Source organism: Ruegeria sp. AO1 (genome assembly GCF_056535985.1).
On the sequence record NZ_JBQFJC010000001.1, the window covers coordinates 3,286,028 to 3,301,322 of the forward strand.

Consider the following 15,295-nt stretch of genomic DNA (forward strand, 5'->3'; position numbering starts at 1 on the left):
GCCCCCAATTTGGCAATATCGGATAGCAACTTGGCAATATATGAGCTTTTCGGCAAGCTGCACGGCAGATAAATGACGTGAAACCACAACTACCATTGGGGGAATCTGGCATGTCCTATCAGCCACCCGTGCAGGATCTGATGTTCTGTATCGAACACCTGTCCCATTGGGAAACAGTGTCCACTCTGGAAGCATACTCGGGTTTCGAACTGACCGATATCGGCGCTGCGCTGGAGGGCTATGCCCGGTTCTGCAGCGAACAGATCGCGCCCCTGTCCCATGTCGGCGACACGTTGGGCGCACAGTTTGACAATGGCCGCGTGACGATGCCCGAAGGGGACGCACAGGCCTATGCGCAATTTGTTGAGATGGGCTGGCAGGCCCTCACGCACCCGCCAGAGTTTGGCGGTATGGGACTGCCGCGTACGGTTGGCGCGGCGGCAGTCGAGATGCTTAACGCTGCCGACATGAGCTTTGGCCTGTGCCCATTGCTGACCGATGGTGCGATCGAGGCGCTGCTGCTCACGGGCTCGGACGCGCAGAAAGCCACCTATTTAGAGCCTTTAATTGCTGGACGCTGGTCGGGCACGATGAACCTGACCGAACCGCAGGCGGGCAGCGATCTGGGTCGCGTCTCGACCAAGGCGGTGCGGCGCGACGATGGCAGTTACGGCGTATCCGGCACCAAGATCTTCATCACATATGGCGCGCATGACTTGACCGAGAACATCATCCATCTGGTTCTGGCACGCACCCCTGACGCGCCCGCCGGACCGAAGGGGCTGAGCCTGTTCATCGTCCCGCAGAAGATGGTGGCAGAGGATGGCTCGGTCGGGGCCGAGAATTCGGTGAACTGTGTCAGCATCGAACACAAGCTGGGCGTACGCGCCAGCCCGACGGCGGTGCTGGAATACAAGGACGCCAAGGGCTTCCTGATCGGTGACGAAAACCGCGGGCTGGAATATATGTTCATCATGATGAACGCGGCGCGCTTTTCGGTCGGCGTTCAGGGCATCGCGACATCAGAACGCGCCTATCAGCGCGCCTTGGCTTATGCGCGGGACCGGGTCCAGAGCCGCCCCGTGAATGGTCAGGTCAAGGACGCGGTGGCGATCATTGAACACCCCGACGTGCGCCGCATGTTGATGCGGATGCGCAGCCTCACCGAAGGCGGGCGGGCGATGGCGGCGGCCACAGCCGGGCTGCTGGACATCGCACATCATCAGGATGATCCGGACATGGCCGCCCTGGCCGAGTTCATGGTTCCGCTGGTCAAGGGCTTCTGCTCGGAACGCGCGGTCGAGGTCGCCTCTCTGGGCGTTCAAATCCACGGCGGTATGGGCTTCATCGAAGAAACCGGAGCCGCACAGCACTATCGTGATGCTCGCATTCTGCCGATTTACGAGGGCACGACCGCCATTCAGGCCAACGACCTTCTGGGTCGAAAAGTCATGCGCGACGGGGGCGAGACCGCCCGCCGGTTCGCCGCGCGTATAGCTGCAACTGAGGCCGAGTTGGCAGAAGGCGATGCCACCGCGCAAGCCATCGGCGCAAACCTTGCGCAGGCACGCGGCACGTTTGAAGCCGCGCTGGAATGGCTGTTGGAAAACAGCCGCAAGGACATCGACGCCGCTTTTGCGGGCTCGGTCCCGTTTTTGATGCTGGCAGGTACGCTTGCGGCGGGTTGGAAACTGGCAAAAGGTGTCACCCCGGCGCAGGCGGCTTTGAACAATGGGCAGAACACGCAGTTCATGACCCAAAAGATCGCCACCGCGCTGTTCTTTGCCCAACACATCCTGCCCGAATGCAGTACCGAACACACCCGCATCTTGCACGGCGCGCGTAGCCTGCTTGACGCGGCCTTCCCCGAATAACGCCTTTAAAAGGATCCGCAACATGAACGATGTCGTGAACCCCGCCACCTATGAGAACCTCGCGATTTCCGAGCGTGACAATGGCCTCTTTACCGTGACCCTGAACCGCCCGACCAAGCGCAATGCATTGGACGTGGCCACGATCGAAGAACTGATCCGCTTTTTCAGCGGCGCGCGTACGGCCGGCGTGCGGGCGGTGGTGCTGACCGGCGAGGGCGATCACTTCTGCGCGGGTCTGGATCTGGTGGAACACTGGAAAGCCGATCGCAGCCCCGATGACTTCATGCATGTCTGCCTGCGCTGGCACGAGGCGTTCAACAAGATGGAATATGGTGGTGTGCCGATCATCGCCGCCCTGAAAGGCGCGGTGGTTGGCGGCGGGCTCGAGCTTGCCAGCGCCGCCCATATCCGCGTCATCGACCCCGGCACCTATTTCGCCTTGCCCGAGGGACAGCGCGGGATTTTCACGGGCGGAGGCGCAACCATCCGCGTCTCGGACATGATCGGCAAATACCGCATGATCGACATGATCCTGACCGGCCGCGTCTACCAGGGGCAAGAGGCTGTCGATCTGGGACTGGCGCAATACATCACCGAAGACGGTGGCAGCATGGCCAAGGCAATGGAACTGGCAGACCAAATCGCGCAGAACCTGCCTTTGACCAATTTTGCGATCTGCTCGGCGATCAGCCATTTGAACAACATGTCCGGCATGGATGCAGCTTATGCCGAAGCCGTGGTCGGCGGCGTGGTCAACACCCAGCCCGCCGCGCGCGAACGGCTGGAAGCCTTTGCCAATAAAACCGCCGCCCGCGTGCGGCCCAACAGCTAAGACAGGCAGGACCCGGATGCGTCACCATTTCGAAGCTCTTCAGAAGACACGGGCCAATCATGTGCCTTTGTCCCCTTTGTCCTTCCTGCGCCGCGCCGAATCCCTGCACGGCGCGCGCACAGCTGTTATCTATGGTGACATCCGACGAAGCTGGGCGGAAACCGCCGCCCGCATTCGCGCGGTGGCCAGTGGGTTGGCCGCACTTGGGGTGCAGAAGGGCGATACCGTCTCGGTCCTCAGCCCGAACATCCCGGAACTCTTTGAGCTGCATTTCGCCCTGCCCCTGACCGGAGGGGTGCTGAATACGCTCAACAAAAGGCTCGAGCCCGAAACCATCGCCTATATTCTGGATCATGCGGACACCAAGCTGGTGATCGTGGACCGTGAATTGGCGCCGCTTCTGTCCAAAGCGTTTGATCTGCTGGGGCGCACAATACCTGTCGTCGAAATCGCCGATCCTGCGGCCACTGGTGAAACCCTCGGCGGCCAGACCTATGAGGCGCTGACCACAGCCCCACCCCTGCCGATCGATCTGCCCGATGATGAGTGGGACGCGATTGCGCTGAACTACACCTCGGGCACCTCGGGCCGCCCCAAGGGCGTCGTCTATCACCACCGTGGCGCTTACCTGATGGCGTTGGGTACGGGCACCGCATGGCAGATGCCGCCCTATCCGGTTTATCTGTCCGTCGTGCCGATGTTCCACTGCAACGGCTGGGGCCATCCCTGGTTGATGGCGATGCTTGGAGGGACGGTTGTCTTTACACGCATCCCCGCCGCGGACCGCATTCTGGAGGCGATCCGCACCCATGGTGTGACCCATTTCGGTGCCGCCCCCATCGTTCTGCAAATGCTAGCCGAGGCCGAAAGCGACGCCGCCCCGTTTGATCCCGCAATCCGGGTGCTGACCGCCGGCGCGCCTCCGCCCCCTTCGGTCTTGGAGAAAACCCGCGCGATGGGGTTTGACGTCATGCAGGTCTATGGCCTGACCGAGACTTACGGCCACATCTCGCAATGCCTCTGGCAAGAGGAGTGGAATGATCTCAGCCCGGCGGAACAGGCTGAATTGCAGGCGCAGCAGGGCATCGCCTTCCCGATGGTCGAAGAGGTCACGGTGATCGACCGCGACAGCGGCGCACCGGTGCCGCGCGATGGTGCCACGCAAGGTGAGATCGCCATCCGGGGCAACACGGTCATGGCCGGGTACTACAAAGACGCCGAGGCGAGCTCAAACGCCTTCGAGGACGGCTGGTTCTGGTCCGGCGACGGAGCTGTGATGCATGAAAACGGCTACATCCAGATCCGCGACCGGCTGAAGGACGTGATCATCTCGGGCGGCGAAAACATCTCATCCGTCGAGGTCGAAGCGGTGCTGTATCGCCATGACGCGGTTCAGGCCGCCGCCGTGGTCGCAATGCCGCATGAGAAATGGGGCGAGGTCCCCTGCGCCTTTATCGAATTGCGCGACGGGGCCGAGGCAACCGCTGAGGACATCATCGCCTTCTGTCGCGATCACTTGGCCGGGTTCAAAGCCCCAAAAGCAGTTGTTTTTGAGACGCTTCCCAAGACCTCAACCGGTAAAATCCAGAAATTCCAACTGCGCGACCGCGTCAAAACACAGTCGCTTTGACACATCTCTGCCCGGGTTTTTCCAACAAAGCTCGGGTAAAGCCTCAAACCTTGGCAAACGCGTCTCGGTTCTGTCTGGGAAATCATGGTGCTGCTGGAGAGAATTGAACTCTCGACCTCTCCCTTACCAAGGGAGTGCTCTACCTCTGAGCTACAGCAGCATCGTGGGCGGGTGATTAGACTCAAACGAAACGCGGCGCAAGGGTGTCTGGACGGTTTTTTTCGCCTCCTGTAGAGAAAGACCATGGCAGACAAAGATACACCTAAAAAACACGGCAAATCCGGTGATGCGCGGGAAGAGCGGCTGAAAGCAGCACTCAAGGCCAACATGGCTCGGCGCAAGGCGCAGGCCAAGGCGCGGGCGGCCTCGGATGACAAAGCCGACAAGGATGAGGGATAAGAGCAGATGGATTCGATTCTGGTGACGGGCAACGGGCCGCTTAACGGTCAGATACCGATTGCGGGGGCCAAGAACGCGTGCCTGACGCTGATGCCTGCGACGCTTCTCAGCGAAGAACCGCTGACGCTGACCAATGCGCCACGCCTCAGCGACATCAAGACCATGACAGCGCTTCTGCAATCGCTGGGGGCCGAGGTGTCCGCGCTGCAGGACGGGCAGGTCATCGCGATGTCCAGCCATGATCTGACCAGCCAGACGGCGGATTATGACATCGTGCGCAAGATGCGGGCCTCAAATCTGGTGCTGGGGCCGTTGCTAGCGCGATTCGGTCAAGCGGTCGTGTCGCTGCCGGGCGGCTGTGCCATTGGCGCGCGTCCGATGGACTTGCATGTCGAAGGTCTGGAGGCTCTGGGGGCCGAAATCGAACTGAAAGACGGGTATCTGCATGCCAAGGCTCCGGGCGGGCTGAAAGGCGCGGTGCACGAGATGCGCTTTGCCTCGGTCGGAGCGACCGAAAACATCGTCATGGCTGCAACCCTGGCCAAAGGCACCACTGTCCTGAAGAACGCCGCGCGCGAGCCCGAGATTGTCGATCTGGTGGAGTGTTTGCGCAAGATGGGCGCTCAGATCTCGGGTGAAGGGACATCGACGATCGAAATTCAGGGCGTCGACCGTCTGCATGGTGCCACCCATCAGGTGGTGACGGACCGGATCGAATTGGGCACCTATATGTTGGCTCCTGCGATCTGCGGTGGCGAAGTAGAACTGCTGGGCGGGCGCATGTCGCTGGTCAGTTCCTTCGTGGAAAAACTCGAAGCCGCAGGCGTCAGCGTTTCGGAAACCGAAAAGGGCCTGAAAGTTGCGCGCAAGAATGGTCGCGTGCGGGCCGTGGACGTGGTCACCGAGCCTTTCCCCGGCTTCCCCACTGACCTGCAGGCGCAGATGATGGCGCTGATGTGTACGGCCGAAGGGACCTCGGTTCTGGAGGAGCGTATTTTCGAAAATCGCTTCATGCACGCGCCCGAACTGATACGCATGGGCGCGAATATCGAAGTGCATGGCGGAACGGCGACTGTTACCGGTGTTGAAAACCTCAAAGGAGCGCCAGTGATGGCGACGGACTTGCGGGCTTCGGTCTCGTTGATACTGGCGGGTCTGGCGGCAGAAGGCGAAACAACTGTCAGCCGGGTCTATCATCTGGACCGCGGATATGAGCATGTGGTGCGCAAGCTGGAAGGCGTGGGTGCCAAAATCGAACGGATCAAGGGCGAATGACAGACGCAAGTTTTGAAGACGGCCGCGAGGCGCCGCTGAATCTGGGTGCCGAAGACGGCGATGACCTGCAGGTGATCTCATCGCTTGCGCAGGATGCGGTGTTCCCTGTGACCGAGATGAAGTGGCAACCCTCGCAGCGCCGTTTCGGGCTGTTGCTGAACCGCTTTAGGTGGGAGGACAAGGATGCCGCCACTCGCCGCGACCGACCTTTTGAACGTGTGCAGTCGGTTCTGGTGTTCGACTCGGTGCTATCCGTCGCCAGTCAGGGCATCGACCGCCGCGACACGGATATGGTGATGTCCTTGCTCTCGGTCGATTTCGAGGCGGGCGAGGACGGCGCGGGACAGATCCTGTTGACCCTTGCGGGTGACGGCGCGATCCGTCTGACGGTCGAGGCAATTGAAGCCACCCTGAAAGACGTGACGCGCCCCTATAGCGCCCCCTCGGGCCAGGCACCGCATCATCCAGAATAAACGCGGCATATCGCAGGCCTTCTCTGGACCCGCCTCGAGTCTGGAGCTGCGCCGTGCGACCGTGTTTGATGTGTTCCAGATCAGCCAGGTGTTGATCCGCTCGATCACCCATCTCTGCGCGGCGGATCACCACAAAGACCCCGAACTTGTGGCGCTGTGGACATCCAATAAAGACCCGCAGACCGTTCGCGGCTGGATACAAAGCGGCTCGGATATCTGGGTGGCTGAGCTAGACGGACAGATCGTGGCCGTCGGAGGGCTGCGCCACGGCTCGATGATCTCACTGCTTTATGTCGATCCCGGCCATGTGCGGCGTGGTATCGGGCGGGCCCTGCTGGCCCGGCTTGAACAGGAGCTGGCGGATCAAGGTTGCGCACAGGCCTATCTGGATGCCACCCACACAGCACGGGCCTTCTACCTCAGATATGGCTGGGTTTCGGCGGGCGATGTGGAAGAGTGGCAAGGGATGACCCAATTCCCCCTGCGCAAATCGCTGCACCCGGCCGAGAAGGGTTGAGACCAACCCTTAAGGGCGATATGTCCCCGTGAAACGCTCCGGAGTGCCAGATCATGCCCGTTTTTCTCGACACCACCTCGCCCGAGTTTGAGGCCGCCTTTCAAACGTTGCTATCGGCCAAGCGCGAAGACAGCCCGGATGTGGATGCGGTGGTGGCCGGGATCATCGAGGATGTCCGCAGCCGTGGCGATGCGGCGGTGATCGAGCTGACCGCAAAATTCGACCGGCTGGAACTGACGCCTGAGACATTGGCGTTTTCGGTTGACGAAATTGCCGAAGCCGTCGAACAGGTGACCCTCGAAGACCGCGCCGCGCTGGAACTGGCGGCAGAGCGCATCCGCGCCTATCACGAAAAGCAGATGCCCGAAGACCACCAGTGGACCGATGAGACAGGGGCGACGCTCGGCTGGCGCTGGTCGGCCGTCTCGGCGGCGGGTCTGTACGTGCCTGGCGGGTTGGCCTCCTACCCCTCGTCCGTTCTGATGAACGCAATCCCGGCCAAGGTGGCAGGGGTCGAGCGGCTGGCCATCGTCGTGCCGACGCCGGACGGACAGGCGAACCCGCTGGTCCTAATGGCCGCGCAACTGTCCGGTGTGGATGAGATCTACCGTATCGGCGGTGCGCAAGCCGTCGCCGCGCTGGCCTATGGCACTGAAACGATAGCTCCGGTCGACAAGATCACCGGCCCGGGCAACGCCTTTGTCGCCGCAGCCAAACGCCGGGTGTTCGGCAAGGTCGGAATCGACATGATCGCGGGTCCCTCAGAAATCCTGGTGATTGCCGACAAGGACAATGAGCCCGACTGGATTGCGCTGGACCTGCTTAGCCAGGCCGAACATGATGAAAGCGCGCAGTCGATCCTGATCACGGATGACGTCGAGTTCGGTCAGGCCGTGGCGCTGGCCGTCGAAAAACGCCTTGAGACCCTACAGCGCCGCGCCATCGCCGGGGCCAGCTGGCGGGACTTTGGCGCGATCATCACCGTGCGCGATCTGGATGAGGCCGCCGCGCTTTCGAACCGCATCGCCCCGGAGCATTTGGAACTATGCGTGGCCGACCCGGTGAATTTGAGCGAAAAGACCATCCACGCAGGCGCGATTTTCCTTGGACAGTACACTCCGGAAGCCATCGGAGACTATGTCGGCGGCCCCAACCATGTGCTACCGACAGCACGGTCGGCGCGGTTCTCATCCGGCCTCAGCGTGATGGATTTCCTCAAGCGTACCACCCTCAGCCAGATGACCCCCGAAGCGCTGCGCGCGATCGGCCCTGCAGCTGAGACACTGGCGCAATCGGAAAGCCTCGAGGCGCATGGTTTGTCCGTCACCGCACGCCTGAACCGGCTGAACGGCTGATGGGAGGCACAGATCGCCAGCTTGAGGCGTTTCTGTGCGTTGCCCATTGAAATCCATTGTTATAGGTCTGAGCAGACGTGAAGGATTGTGACCGTTAAAATGACCCGTATCTCGCATATCGAACTGGATGACCGGAACCTGCCCCCGCCGACCCCTGAGATCGAGCAGGAGCGTAAGGTCGCCATCTATGATCTGCTTGAGGAGAACAGCTTTGACCTGCCTCAGCGGGATGATCGCGCAATTCCCGACGGCCCCTATCACCTGCAGCTTTCGATCCGCGACAAACGTCTGGTCTTTGATATCAGCACCGAAGACAGCCAGAAAGCCGCTGAATTCCACCTGTCCCTCGGGCCGTTCCGGCAGGTGGTGAAAGACTATTTCCAGATCTGCCAAAGCTATTTCGACGCGGTCAAATCTCTGCCTCCCAGCCAGATCGAAACCATCGACATGGCCCGGCGCGGCATTCACAACGAAGGCAGCCGGGTTCTGCAAGAACGGCTGGAAGGCAAGGCCGACGTAGACACCGACACCGCCCGGCGCCTGTTCACGCTGATCTGCGTTCTACATTTCGGAGGCTAACGGGTGACGCCTCTGCCGCAGTCCATTCTGTTCTGTTGCGACCACAACTCGGTTCGGTCTCCGATGGCCGAAGGCATCATGAAAAAGTTCTACGGTACCGGCACCTATGTGCAATCCGCTGGCGTTCGCAACGATCTGGACATTGACGGTTTTTGCATTGCCGTCTGTCAGGAAATGGGCGTTGAACTTTCCCGCCACCGCACCCGATCCTTTGACGAGATGCAGGAATGGGGCGACGACCTCAGCTCGTTCGATCTGATCGTCGCTTTGTCCCCGGCCAGTCAGCGGCGGGCGCTGGAGCTGACCCGGATTTTCCACCTCGATGTCGATTATTGGCCAATAATGGACCCTACCGGGATGGGCGAGACGCGGGAATCAAAGCTACATCACTACCGACAGACCCGCGATCAGATCATCAAGCATCTTAAAGACCGCTGGGGCGAACCAACGGAGTGACCCATGAACCAGACCGTGAAGACCTATTTCAACGCCTTCAACGCCGGCGATGTCGATGGCATGCTGGCCTGTCTGTCCAATGACGTGGCCCATCATGTGAACGAAGGCCAAATTCGAGTCGGCAAAGAGAAATTCGCAGCTTTCTGTGCCCATATGAACCGCTGCTACAAAGAGAACCTGACCGATATCGTGGTGTTCGATGCCCAAGGTGGCACCCGCGCCGCGGCCGAGTTCATCGTCAACGGCACCTATCTGGAAACCGACGAGGGCCTGCCCGAAGCGCATGGCCAGACCTACCGCCTGCCCGCAGGCTCGTTCTTTGACCTGCATGACGGCAAGATCACCCGCGTCACCACCTTCTACAACCTTGCGGACTGGACCAAACAGGTCTCGAATGGCTGAGGTCACATCCGTCCGGCCCCTGACCGGAGCGGCGCTTGAGGCCGCTCTGGACGACGTCGCGCGCCTGCGGATCGAGGTGTTTCGGGCCTGGCCCTATCTCTATGATGGCGACCTGGAATACGAGCGCAGCTACCTGCAATCCTATCGCGACAGCGACAAGGCCATCGTTGTCGGCGCCTTCGACAATGACCGCCTGATTGGAGCCTCGACGGGCGCGCCTTTGACCGACCACGCTGACGATTTTGCCGCGGCGTTTCAAGGCACGGGTCTGGACCTGTCACAGATTTTCTACTGCGCCGAATCCGTCCTACTGTCCGACTACCGAGGCAAAGGTGTCGGTCACAAATTCTTCGATCAACGCGAGGCCCACGCCCGCGCGCAGGGTTTCACCAAATGCGCTTTCTGCAGCGTCCAACGCCCGGCAGATCACCCCATGCGGCCTGCAACCTATCGCCCGCTTGATACGTTCTGGAAATCCCGCGGCTACGAACCATTGCCCGGAGCCATTGCTCAATTCTCGTGGAAAGATGTCGGGGACGAGGGCGAGACACTCAAGCCATTGCAGTTTTGGATCCGGGATTTGTCAGCATGAGCCTTGCCGGCAGTCTCCGGTGCCATACCCAATCAACGCAGGCTTAAACTGCAGCCACGTTCTGAGAAAGTCCTGTAAGACCAGCGAGGCAAAGTTCTCAACCTTGACGCCTTCGACTGATTAGACCGTATTTCACGGCCCAGCCGCGGAGTGACCTGGTCTTGCGCTTTTTCGGGACCACGCTGTCTTTGCTCTGGGCGTCGCCTTTGCGATTGAACTCATAGACGTCAATGACACGTTCCGCGCAGCCGCAGGCCTCACCCATGCCGACCTTGGCGAAATAGAACTTCTCGAAGCTTTCCGGTTTTTGCATGGTGTCCTCCGGGTTCGATTAAACCACATGGGCCTGAGGCCTCCAATTCACTTTGTCGTCGTTTCTTCCGACCGAGAGGTTGGGCCTGTACACGCCCGGCCATCGTCACTTAGTGTCCCGGCAAATCAGTATCGAAGGACAGATTCATGAGAGTCGCCACCTCCGCCTATGACCTCGATTGGCTCGACAGTTGGGCGCAATACGAGGACAAGCTGAACGCCTGGGTGGCGCAGGCCGCCGGGAACGGGGCCGAGTTGCTGGTCTTTCCCGAATACGGCGCAATGGAACTTTCGACACTGGACGGGGCCGACGTGGCGGTTGATCTGGAGCGGTCGATTCAGGCGGTCTCGGACCGGATAGAAGATGTGCAGAACCTGCACCAGCGCTTGGCGAAGGAATACAAGACGTACATCCTAGGGGCTTCGGCCCCAGTCGCAACAGGTGCAGGGCGTCCGGTGAACCGGGCGGAACTTTATGCGCCAGATGGCCGTCAGGACCATCAGGACAAGCAGATCATGACCCGGTTCGAGCGCGAACAATGGGACATCGCCCCCGGCGGCCCTCTTAAACTGTTCGACACGGCATTGGGCAAGATCGGCGTACTGATCTGCTATGACAGCGAATTCCCCCTGCTAGGCCGCGCCCTGAGCGATGCGGATCTGATCCTTGTCCCCTCCTGTACCGAAGCGTTAGCGGGGTATTGGCGCGTGCGCATCGGGGCGATGTCGCGTGCCTTGGAAAATCAATGCGTTACGGTCATGGCGTCCTTGGTGGGGAACAATGAATGGTCCGAGGCCGTGGATATGAACACCGGCACAGGCGGCATTTTTGGCCCGCCTGACAAGGGCTTTCCACAGACGGGCGTTCTGGCCGAAGGTGTGTTGAACCAACCGGGCTGGACCTATGCCGATATCGACCTGAGCGCCATCGCCGATGTCCGCGCCGACGGGCATGTCCTGAATCGAACCCACTGGGACGAGCAATCCCCCCGAGTCGAATCTGTCACATTCTCCGCGCTTTAATGATTCCGCCCTTGAAATAAGGGAAAAATAGGCTCATTTAAGCGCAGATCCTCGCAGATTCTGCGAGTGCAACGTAATGATGGAGACAACATGGCCAAGGAAGATACGCTCGAATTTCCCGGTGTCGTGAAGGAACTCCTGCCTAATGCGACGTTTCGGGTCGAGCTGGAAAACGGCCATGAGATCATCGCACATACGGCAGGCAAGATGCGCAAGAACCGCATCCGTGTTCTGGCCGGCGACAAGGTTCAGGTCGAGATGACCCCTTACGATCTGACCAAGGGTCGGATCAACTACCGCTTCAAGTAACGCCCTACCTCATGGCGTTTATCCTCGGATCGGGCAGCCCAAGGCGGCTGGACCTGCTGGCGCAGCTTGGCGTGCAGCCCGATTACGTGCGCCCTCCTGACATCGACGAAACGCCTTTGAAGGGCGAGCTTCCGGTTCCCTATTGTAGCCGTATTGCGCGCGAAAAAGCGCTGGCTGTTCAGGCGGAAAGTGCAGATATTGTCTTGTGCGCGGACACCACGGTGGCGCTGGGGCGTCGCATTCTGGGCAAACCCGAAAACGCAGGAGAAGCGGCCGAGTTTCTGCACGCTCTGTCCGGGCGTCGGCACCGGGTCGTGACATCGGTCGCGGTGCGCTGCGGAGACCGGGTGTTGCAGCGAGACGTGGTCTCTCAGGTCAAGATGAAACGCTTGTCGGATCTCGAGGTGAACGCCTATCTTGCGACAGATGACTGGCAGGGCAAGGCGGGTGGTTATGCCATCCAAGGTCCGGCTGGGGCGTTCATTCCCTGGATTTCCGGATCGTTCACCGGCATCGTGGGCCTGCCCCTGTCCGAGACAGCCGCACTTTTGCAGGCAATCGGCTACCCATTGCACAGAGAGGCGCCATGAAAGGCCGCACAATCGTTCTGGACCATATTGAAGGCCGAGAAGCAGCCGCGCTGATGGTCGACGGAAAGCTCGACGATTTTCTGATCGCCGGAGACGCACCGCCTCCCGGCACGATCTACCGCGCCCGCGCGGATCGTCCGGTCAAAGGCCAGGGCGGCATGTTCCTCACCACCCCGGACGGGCCTGCCTTTCTCCGCCAGGTCAAAGGTCTAGCACCCGGAGCGCTTCTGCTGGTGCAAGTGACAGGTTTTGCCGAACCCGGCAAAGCCGTTCCGGTCACCGATCGCGTTCTGTTTAAAAGCCGCTATGCGATTGTCACGCCCGAGGCTCCGGGCCTGAACATCTCGCGCAGCATCAAGGATGAGGATGAGCGCGACCGCCTGCTGGAAATCGCCCACGAGGTCATGGGCGACAGCGCCTACGGCCTGATTCTGCGATCCTGCTGCGTTGGTGCGGATGCGGATGAGATCGCCGAAGATATCGGCGCCATGCTGACGCAGGCCGAACAGGTCCTGAACGATCCGGGCACCGAGCCAGAAACATTGGCCGAGGGTGACGGTCCACATATCCTGGCCTGGCGAGACTGGACTGACCCAGCAGATGTCGTGACCGAGGCCGGTGGTTTCGAACATCACGGCGTTCTGGACGCGCTGGACATCGCCCGTGGCATTGCCGAGCCCCTACCGGGCGGAGGTCATCTATACATCGAACCCACTCGCGCGCTTGTTGCAGTGGATGTGAACACCGGCGCCGACACTTCGCTCGCAGCCGGCACAAAGGCCAATTTCGCCTGCGCCAAGACCCTTCCACGCGCTCTGAGGGTGCGCGGTCTGGGCGGGCAAATCACTATCGACATGGCCCCGATGCCTAAGAAAGACCGTAGTGGTCTGGAGCAAGCACTACGCGCCGCGTTCAAAGCGGACGGGATCGAAACGACGATAGCAGGCTGGACACCACTGGGCCATTTCGAGTTGCAACGCAAACGAGGGCGTATCCCTTTAAGTGAGGTGCTCGGATGACTTGCCCGATCTGTCAGGAAAAGACGGTTTCCAAATACCGCCCGTTCTGTTCCAAACGCTGTGCGGATCTGGATCTGGCGAAGTGGCTGAACGGATCCTACGCCGTGCCCTCGCAACGCGAAGAGGATACCGAGGACACGATTTCCGAACCCGAAGACATCCCCCGCCGTCCGCACTGAAAAAATGTCAAAAAGCCTCTGGACACCGCTTGGTGCAAGTCATAGAAGGCCTCCACCCAATGGCAATTGCCATTCCCGTGCCCGGGTAGCTCAGGGGTAGAGCAGTGGATTGAAAATCCTCGTGTCGGTGGTTCGATTCCGCCCCCGGGCACCATTCGCAGCGGGTAAGCTACTGTTTCCCTTCAGCTTTCACTGGAGCTGACCAAGGGCGTAGTACATGCTGGAGAGCAAAACCGTTCCCTTCTCATTTGTGAAAGCAGGGGGCTTGTACTTCACACAGCGGGTACCGAAGGACCTCGATCACCATTATACCACCGGATAAATATCGTTTTCGCTGCGGACAAGATCAGCGGCGTCCGCAAAGTCCCGAGCGCAAAGAACTTCTCAGCAATTGGATGACCACTGGTATCATCTATGTATCCAATACGTAGACCTACCGGGTAAGCATCTTCTGAGGATGACTGCCCTCTCTGGATGAGACGAGACTAGGTCCCGTCAGATTCACTAAACTTTCGACTCTATGATGTTTTGTATTCCAGACTTAGGGGATGCTTCCCCTATGGGCCAGCGATGACCGCAGCGCCCAGTTCTCAGCGGTCAATATTATCAGGGGTGACTGGAAACGAAGTCCAAACCGATATCAAGGCAGGGTGCGCTGTGGGTGATCCAGCCCATGGAAATCAGATCGACCCCGGTTTCAGCCACGACGCGCACGGTGTCGGGTGTGATCCCGCCGGAGGCTTCGGCAATGGCTCTCCCATCAATCATACCCACTGCTTCGCGCAAGGTGGCCGGCGTCATGTTGTCGAGCAGCACAGCATCGGCACCAATTTCCAAAACCTGTTCCAACTGCGCGAGCGTATCGACCTCGATCTCGATCTTGATCATATGTCCGACCGTTTGTTTCGCGCTGGTCAGGGCCGGGCCGGCGCCTCCGGCAATGGCGATGTGGTTGTCCTTGATGAGCACCGCGTCGCTTAGGGAATAGCGGTGATTCATGCCTCCGCCAGCGCGTACGGCATATTTTTCCAGCGCGCGCAGACCCGGGGTTGTCTTGCGGGTGCAGGCGATCGAGACATGCGTGCCTTCGACACGGCGCACCAGATCAGCGGTTACACTTGCGATGCCTGAGAGATGACCCATGAAATTGAGCGCGGTCCGCTCAGCGATCAACAGGCTGCGGGACGGCCCTTGGAAAGTTGCGATCGGCGCGCCGCTCGAAACCGAGTCTCCGTCGTTCACATGGCGGGTCACCGTGATGGCCGGATCAACCAAGGCGCAGGCCAGCTCGGCACAGTCCAGACCGGCGATGCAACCGGGTTGACGGGCGCTCGCGACGACTTCGGATCGGTGATCTGGCGGAATGACGGCGGCAGAAGTGACATCGCCCGCCAGGCCGAGATCTTCATCCAGCGCGCGCCGGATCATCGGCTCAAACATCGTGCGCGGCAACGGGGTTAGGGGCATGGCGGTCATGGA

The 15,295-nt window shown here is 60.3% G+C and carries 20 protein-coding genes and 2 tRNA genes; 19 read left to right on the plus strand and 3 right to left on the minus strand.

The features are described from left to right. Positions 1–110: 110 nt before the first annotated feature. From ACR3FB_RS16355 to ACR3FB_RS16365, 3 genes are read left to right on the plus strand one after another with little or no spacing between them, the layout of a single operon-like run. Positions 111–1,874, plus strand: a complete 1,764-nt coding sequence (locus ACR3FB_RS16355) for an acyl-CoA dehydrogenase family protein (protein ID WP_480566175.1) — start codon at positions 111–113, stop codon at positions 1,872–1,874. Positions 1,875–1,896: 22 nt separating this feature from the next. After that, positions 1,897–2,706, plus strand: coding sequence for a methylthioacryloyl-CoA hydratase (gene dmdD / locus ACR3FB_RS16360; protein WP_480566173.1), 810 nt, complete (start codon positions 1,897–1,899; stop codon positions 2,704–2,706). Between the two features lie 16 nt (positions 2,707–2,722). After that, complete coding sequence (locus ACR3FB_RS16365; protein ID WP_480566171.1) at positions 2,723–4,336, plus strand: AMP-binding protein; 1,614 nt, start codon at positions 2,723–2,725, stop codon at positions 4,334–4,336. Positions 4,337–4,421: 85 nt separating this feature from the next. Here the strand turns inward: ACR3FB_RS16365 and ACR3FB_RS16370 are convergent. Continuing rightward, positions 4,422–4,496: transfer RNA gene (locus ACR3FB_RS16370), tRNA-Thr, on the minus strand. An 83-nt stretch (positions 4,497–4,579) separates the two neighbouring features. On the opposite strand from ACR3FB_RS16370, the gene ACR3FB_RS16375 reads away from it, so the two are divergent. From ACR3FB_RS16375 to ACR3FB_RS16415, 9 genes are all read left to right on the plus strand, one after another. After that, positions 4,580–4,735, plus strand: coding sequence for a hypothetical protein (locus tag ACR3FB_RS16375; RefSeq protein WP_170379886.1), 156 nt, complete (start codon positions 4,580–4,582; stop codon positions 4,733–4,735). 6 nt (positions 4,736–4,741) lie between these two features. Continuing rightward, positions 4,742–6,010 (plus strand): UDP-N-acetylglucosamine 1-carboxyvinyltransferase, encoded by a 1,269-nt coding sequence (gene murA / locus ACR3FB_RS16380; RefSeq protein WP_480566169.1) that lies wholly within the window; start codon positions 4,742–4,744, stop codon positions 6,008–6,010. Further along, a complete protein-coding gene (locus ACR3FB_RS16385) occupies positions 6,007–6,483 on the plus strand; it encodes a DUF2948 family protein (RefSeq protein ID WP_480524122.1) in 477 nt (158 codons plus the stop codon). The genes murA and ACR3FB_RS16385 overlap by 4 nt, the downstream gene beginning before the upstream one ends. Before the next feature lie 61 nt (positions 6,484–6,544). Next, on the plus strand, positions 6,545–7,000 hold the full coding sequence (locus ACR3FB_RS16390; protein WP_480566167.1) for a GNAT family N-acetyltransferase: 456 nt from the start codon (positions 6,545–6,547) through the stop codon (positions 6,998–7,000). 53 nt (positions 7,001–7,053) lie between these two features. Then, positions 7,054–8,355 (plus strand): histidinol dehydrogenase, encoded by a 1,302-nt coding sequence (hisD, locus tag ACR3FB_RS16395; RefSeq protein WP_480566165.1) that lies wholly within the window; start codon positions 7,054–7,056, stop codon positions 8,353–8,355. Positions 8,356–8,454: 99 nt separating this feature from the next. After that, on the plus strand, positions 8,455–8,934 hold the full coding sequence (locus ACR3FB_RS16400; RefSeq protein ID WP_170379879.1) for a UPF0262 family protein: 480 nt from the start codon (positions 8,455–8,457) through the stop codon (positions 8,932–8,934). A gap of 3 nt (positions 8,935–8,937) precedes the next feature. Then, on the plus strand, positions 8,938–9,390 hold the full coding sequence (locus ACR3FB_RS16405; RefSeq protein WP_170379877.1) for an arsenate-mycothiol transferase ArsC: 453 nt from the start codon (positions 8,938–8,940) through the stop codon (positions 9,388–9,390). 3 nt (positions 9,391–9,393) lie between these two features. Then, positions 9,394–9,792: a ketosteroid isomerase-related protein gene (locus ACR3FB_RS16410; protein WP_419740689.1), complete on the plus strand. Its 399-nt coding sequence runs from the start codon at positions 9,394–9,396 to the stop codon at positions 9,790–9,792. Then, the gene (locus ACR3FB_RS16415) at positions 9,785–10,384 is read left to right on the plus strand and encodes a GNAT family N-acetyltransferase (RefSeq protein ID WP_480566163.1); all 600 of its coding nucleotides are present in this window, start codon (positions 9,785–9,787) and stop codon (positions 10,382–10,384) included. The genes ACR3FB_RS16410 and ACR3FB_RS16415 overlap by 8 nt, the downstream gene beginning before the upstream one ends. A 97-nt stretch (positions 10,385–10,481) precedes the next feature. On the opposite strand, the gene ACR3FB_RS16420 is transcribed toward ACR3FB_RS16415, so the two are convergent. Then, complete coding sequence (locus tag ACR3FB_RS16420) at positions 10,482–10,697, minus strand: hypothetical protein (protein WP_480566161.1); 216 nt, start codon at positions 10,695–10,697, stop codon at positions 10,482–10,484. Between the two features lie 146 nt (positions 10,698–10,843). On the opposite strand from ACR3FB_RS16420, the gene ACR3FB_RS16425 reads away from it, so the two are divergent. The 7 genes from ACR3FB_RS16425 (at position 10,844) to ACR3FB_RS16455 (ending at position 14,294) form a co-directional block, all read left to right on the plus strand. After that, positions 10,844–11,719, plus strand: a complete 876-nt coding sequence (locus tag ACR3FB_RS16425; RefSeq protein ID WP_170689441.1) for a carbon-nitrogen hydrolase family protein — start codon at positions 10,844–10,846, stop codon at positions 11,717–11,719. A gap of 90 nt (positions 11,720–11,809) precedes the next feature. Next, a complete protein-coding gene (gene infA, locus ACR3FB_RS16430; RefSeq protein WP_005978431.1) occupies positions 11,810–12,028 on the plus strand; it encodes a translation initiation factor IF-1 in 219 nt (72 codons plus the stop codon). Positions 12,029–12,039: 11 nt separating this feature from the next. After that, entirely contained in the window at positions 12,040–12,618 is a 579-nt protein-coding gene (locus ACR3FB_RS16435) for a Maf family protein (protein ID WP_480566159.1), read from the plus strand. Continuing rightward, positions 12,615–13,637, plus strand: coding sequence for a ribonuclease E/G (locus tag ACR3FB_RS16440; RefSeq protein ID WP_480566157.1), 1,023 nt, complete (start codon positions 12,615–12,617; stop codon positions 13,635–13,637). The genes ACR3FB_RS16435 and ACR3FB_RS16440 overlap by 4 nt, the downstream gene beginning before the upstream one ends. Further along, complete coding sequence (locus ACR3FB_RS16445; protein ID WP_170379863.1) at positions 13,634–13,816, plus strand: DNA gyrase inhibitor YacG; 183 nt, start codon at positions 13,634–13,636, stop codon at positions 13,814–13,816. The genes ACR3FB_RS16440 and ACR3FB_RS16445 overlap by 4 nt, the downstream gene beginning before the upstream one ends. Positions 13,817–13,895: 79 nt before the next feature. Continuing rightward, positions 13,896–13,970, plus strand: a tRNA-Phe gene (locus tag ACR3FB_RS16450). A gap of 180 nt (positions 13,971–14,150) precedes the next feature. Then, on the plus strand, positions 14,151–14,294 hold the full coding sequence (locus ACR3FB_RS16455) for a hypothetical protein (RefSeq protein WP_480566499.1): 144 nt from the start codon (positions 14,151–14,153) through the stop codon (positions 14,292–14,294). Between the two features lie 128 nt (positions 14,295–14,422). Here ACR3FB_RS16455 and nadC read toward each other — a convergent pair whose 3' ends face one another. Then, positions 14,423–15,292: a carboxylating nicotinate-nucleotide diphosphorylase gene (gene nadC / locus ACR3FB_RS16460; RefSeq protein ID WP_480566155.1), complete on the minus strand. Its 870-nt coding sequence runs from the start codon at positions 15,290–15,292 to the stop codon at positions 14,423–14,425. Between the last annotated feature and the right edge of the window lie 3 nt (positions 15,293–15,295).

What these genes read in the sequence shown, in the direction of transcription:
- ACR3FB_RS16355 (WP_480566175.1), top strand. Translation starts at nt 111, where the DNA reads ATGTCCTATCAGCCACCCGTGCAGGATCTGATGTTCTGTATCGAACAC.
- dmdD (WP_480566173.1), top strand. Translation starts at nt 1,897, where the DNA reads ATGAACGATGTCGTGAACCCCGCCACCTATGAGAACCTCGCGATTTCC.
- ACR3FB_RS16365 (WP_480566171.1), top strand. Translation starts at nt 2,723, where the DNA reads ATGCGTCACCATTTCGAAGCTCTTCAGAAGACACGGGCCAATCATGTG.
- ACR3FB_RS16375 (WP_170379886.1), top strand. Translation starts at nt 4,580, where the DNA reads ATGGCAGACAAAGATACACCTAAAAAACACGGCAAATCCGGTGATGCG.
- murA (WP_480566169.1), top strand. Translation starts at nt 4,742, where the DNA reads ATGGATTCGATTCTGGTGACGGGCAACGGGCCGCTTAACGGTCAGATA.
- ACR3FB_RS16385 (WP_480524122.1), top strand. Translation starts at nt 6,007, where the DNA reads ATGACAGACGCAAGTTTTGAAGACGGCCGCGAGGCGCCGCTGAATCTG.
- hisD (WP_480566165.1), top strand. Translation starts at nt 7,054, where the DNA reads ATGCCCGTTTTTCTCGACACCACCTCGCCCGAGTTTGAGGCCGCCTTT.
- ACR3FB_RS16400 (WP_170379879.1), top strand. Translation starts at nt 8,455, where the DNA reads ATGACCCGTATCTCGCATATCGAACTGGATGACCGGAACCTGCCCCCG.
- ACR3FB_RS16410 (WP_419740689.1), top strand. Translation starts at nt 9,394, where the DNA reads ATGAACCAGACCGTGAAGACCTATTTCAACGCCTTCAACGCCGGCGAT.
- ACR3FB_RS16415 (WP_480566163.1), top strand. Translation starts at nt 9,785, where the DNA reads ATGGCTGAGGTCACATCCGTCCGGCCCCTGACCGGAGCGGCGCTTGAG.
- ACR3FB_RS16420 (WP_480566161.1), bottom strand. Translation starts at nt 10,697, where the DNA reads ATGCAAAAACCGGAAAGCTTCGAGAAGTTCTATTTCGCCAAGGTCGGC.
- ACR3FB_RS16425 (WP_170689441.1), top strand. Translation starts at nt 10,844, where the DNA reads ATGAGAGTCGCCACCTCCGCCTATGACCTCGATTGGCTCGACAGTTGG.
- infA (WP_005978431.1), top strand. Translation starts at nt 11,810, where the DNA reads ATGGCCAAGGAAGATACGCTCGAATTTCCCGGTGTCGTGAAGGAACTC.
- ACR3FB_RS16435 (WP_480566159.1), top strand. Translation starts at nt 12,040, where the DNA reads ATGGCGTTTATCCTCGGATCGGGCAGCCCAAGGCGGCTGGACCTGCTG.
- ACR3FB_RS16440 (WP_480566157.1), top strand. Translation starts at nt 12,615, where the DNA reads ATGAAAGGCCGCACAATCGTTCTGGACCATATTGAAGGCCGAGAAGCA.
- ACR3FB_RS16445 (WP_170379863.1), top strand. Translation starts at nt 13,634, where the DNA reads ATGACTTGCCCGATCTGTCAGGAAAAGACGGTTTCCAAATACCGCCCG.
- nadC (WP_480566155.1), bottom strand. Translation starts at nt 15,292, where the DNA reads ATGACCGCCATGCCCCTAACCCCGTTGCCGCGCACGATGTTTGAGCCG.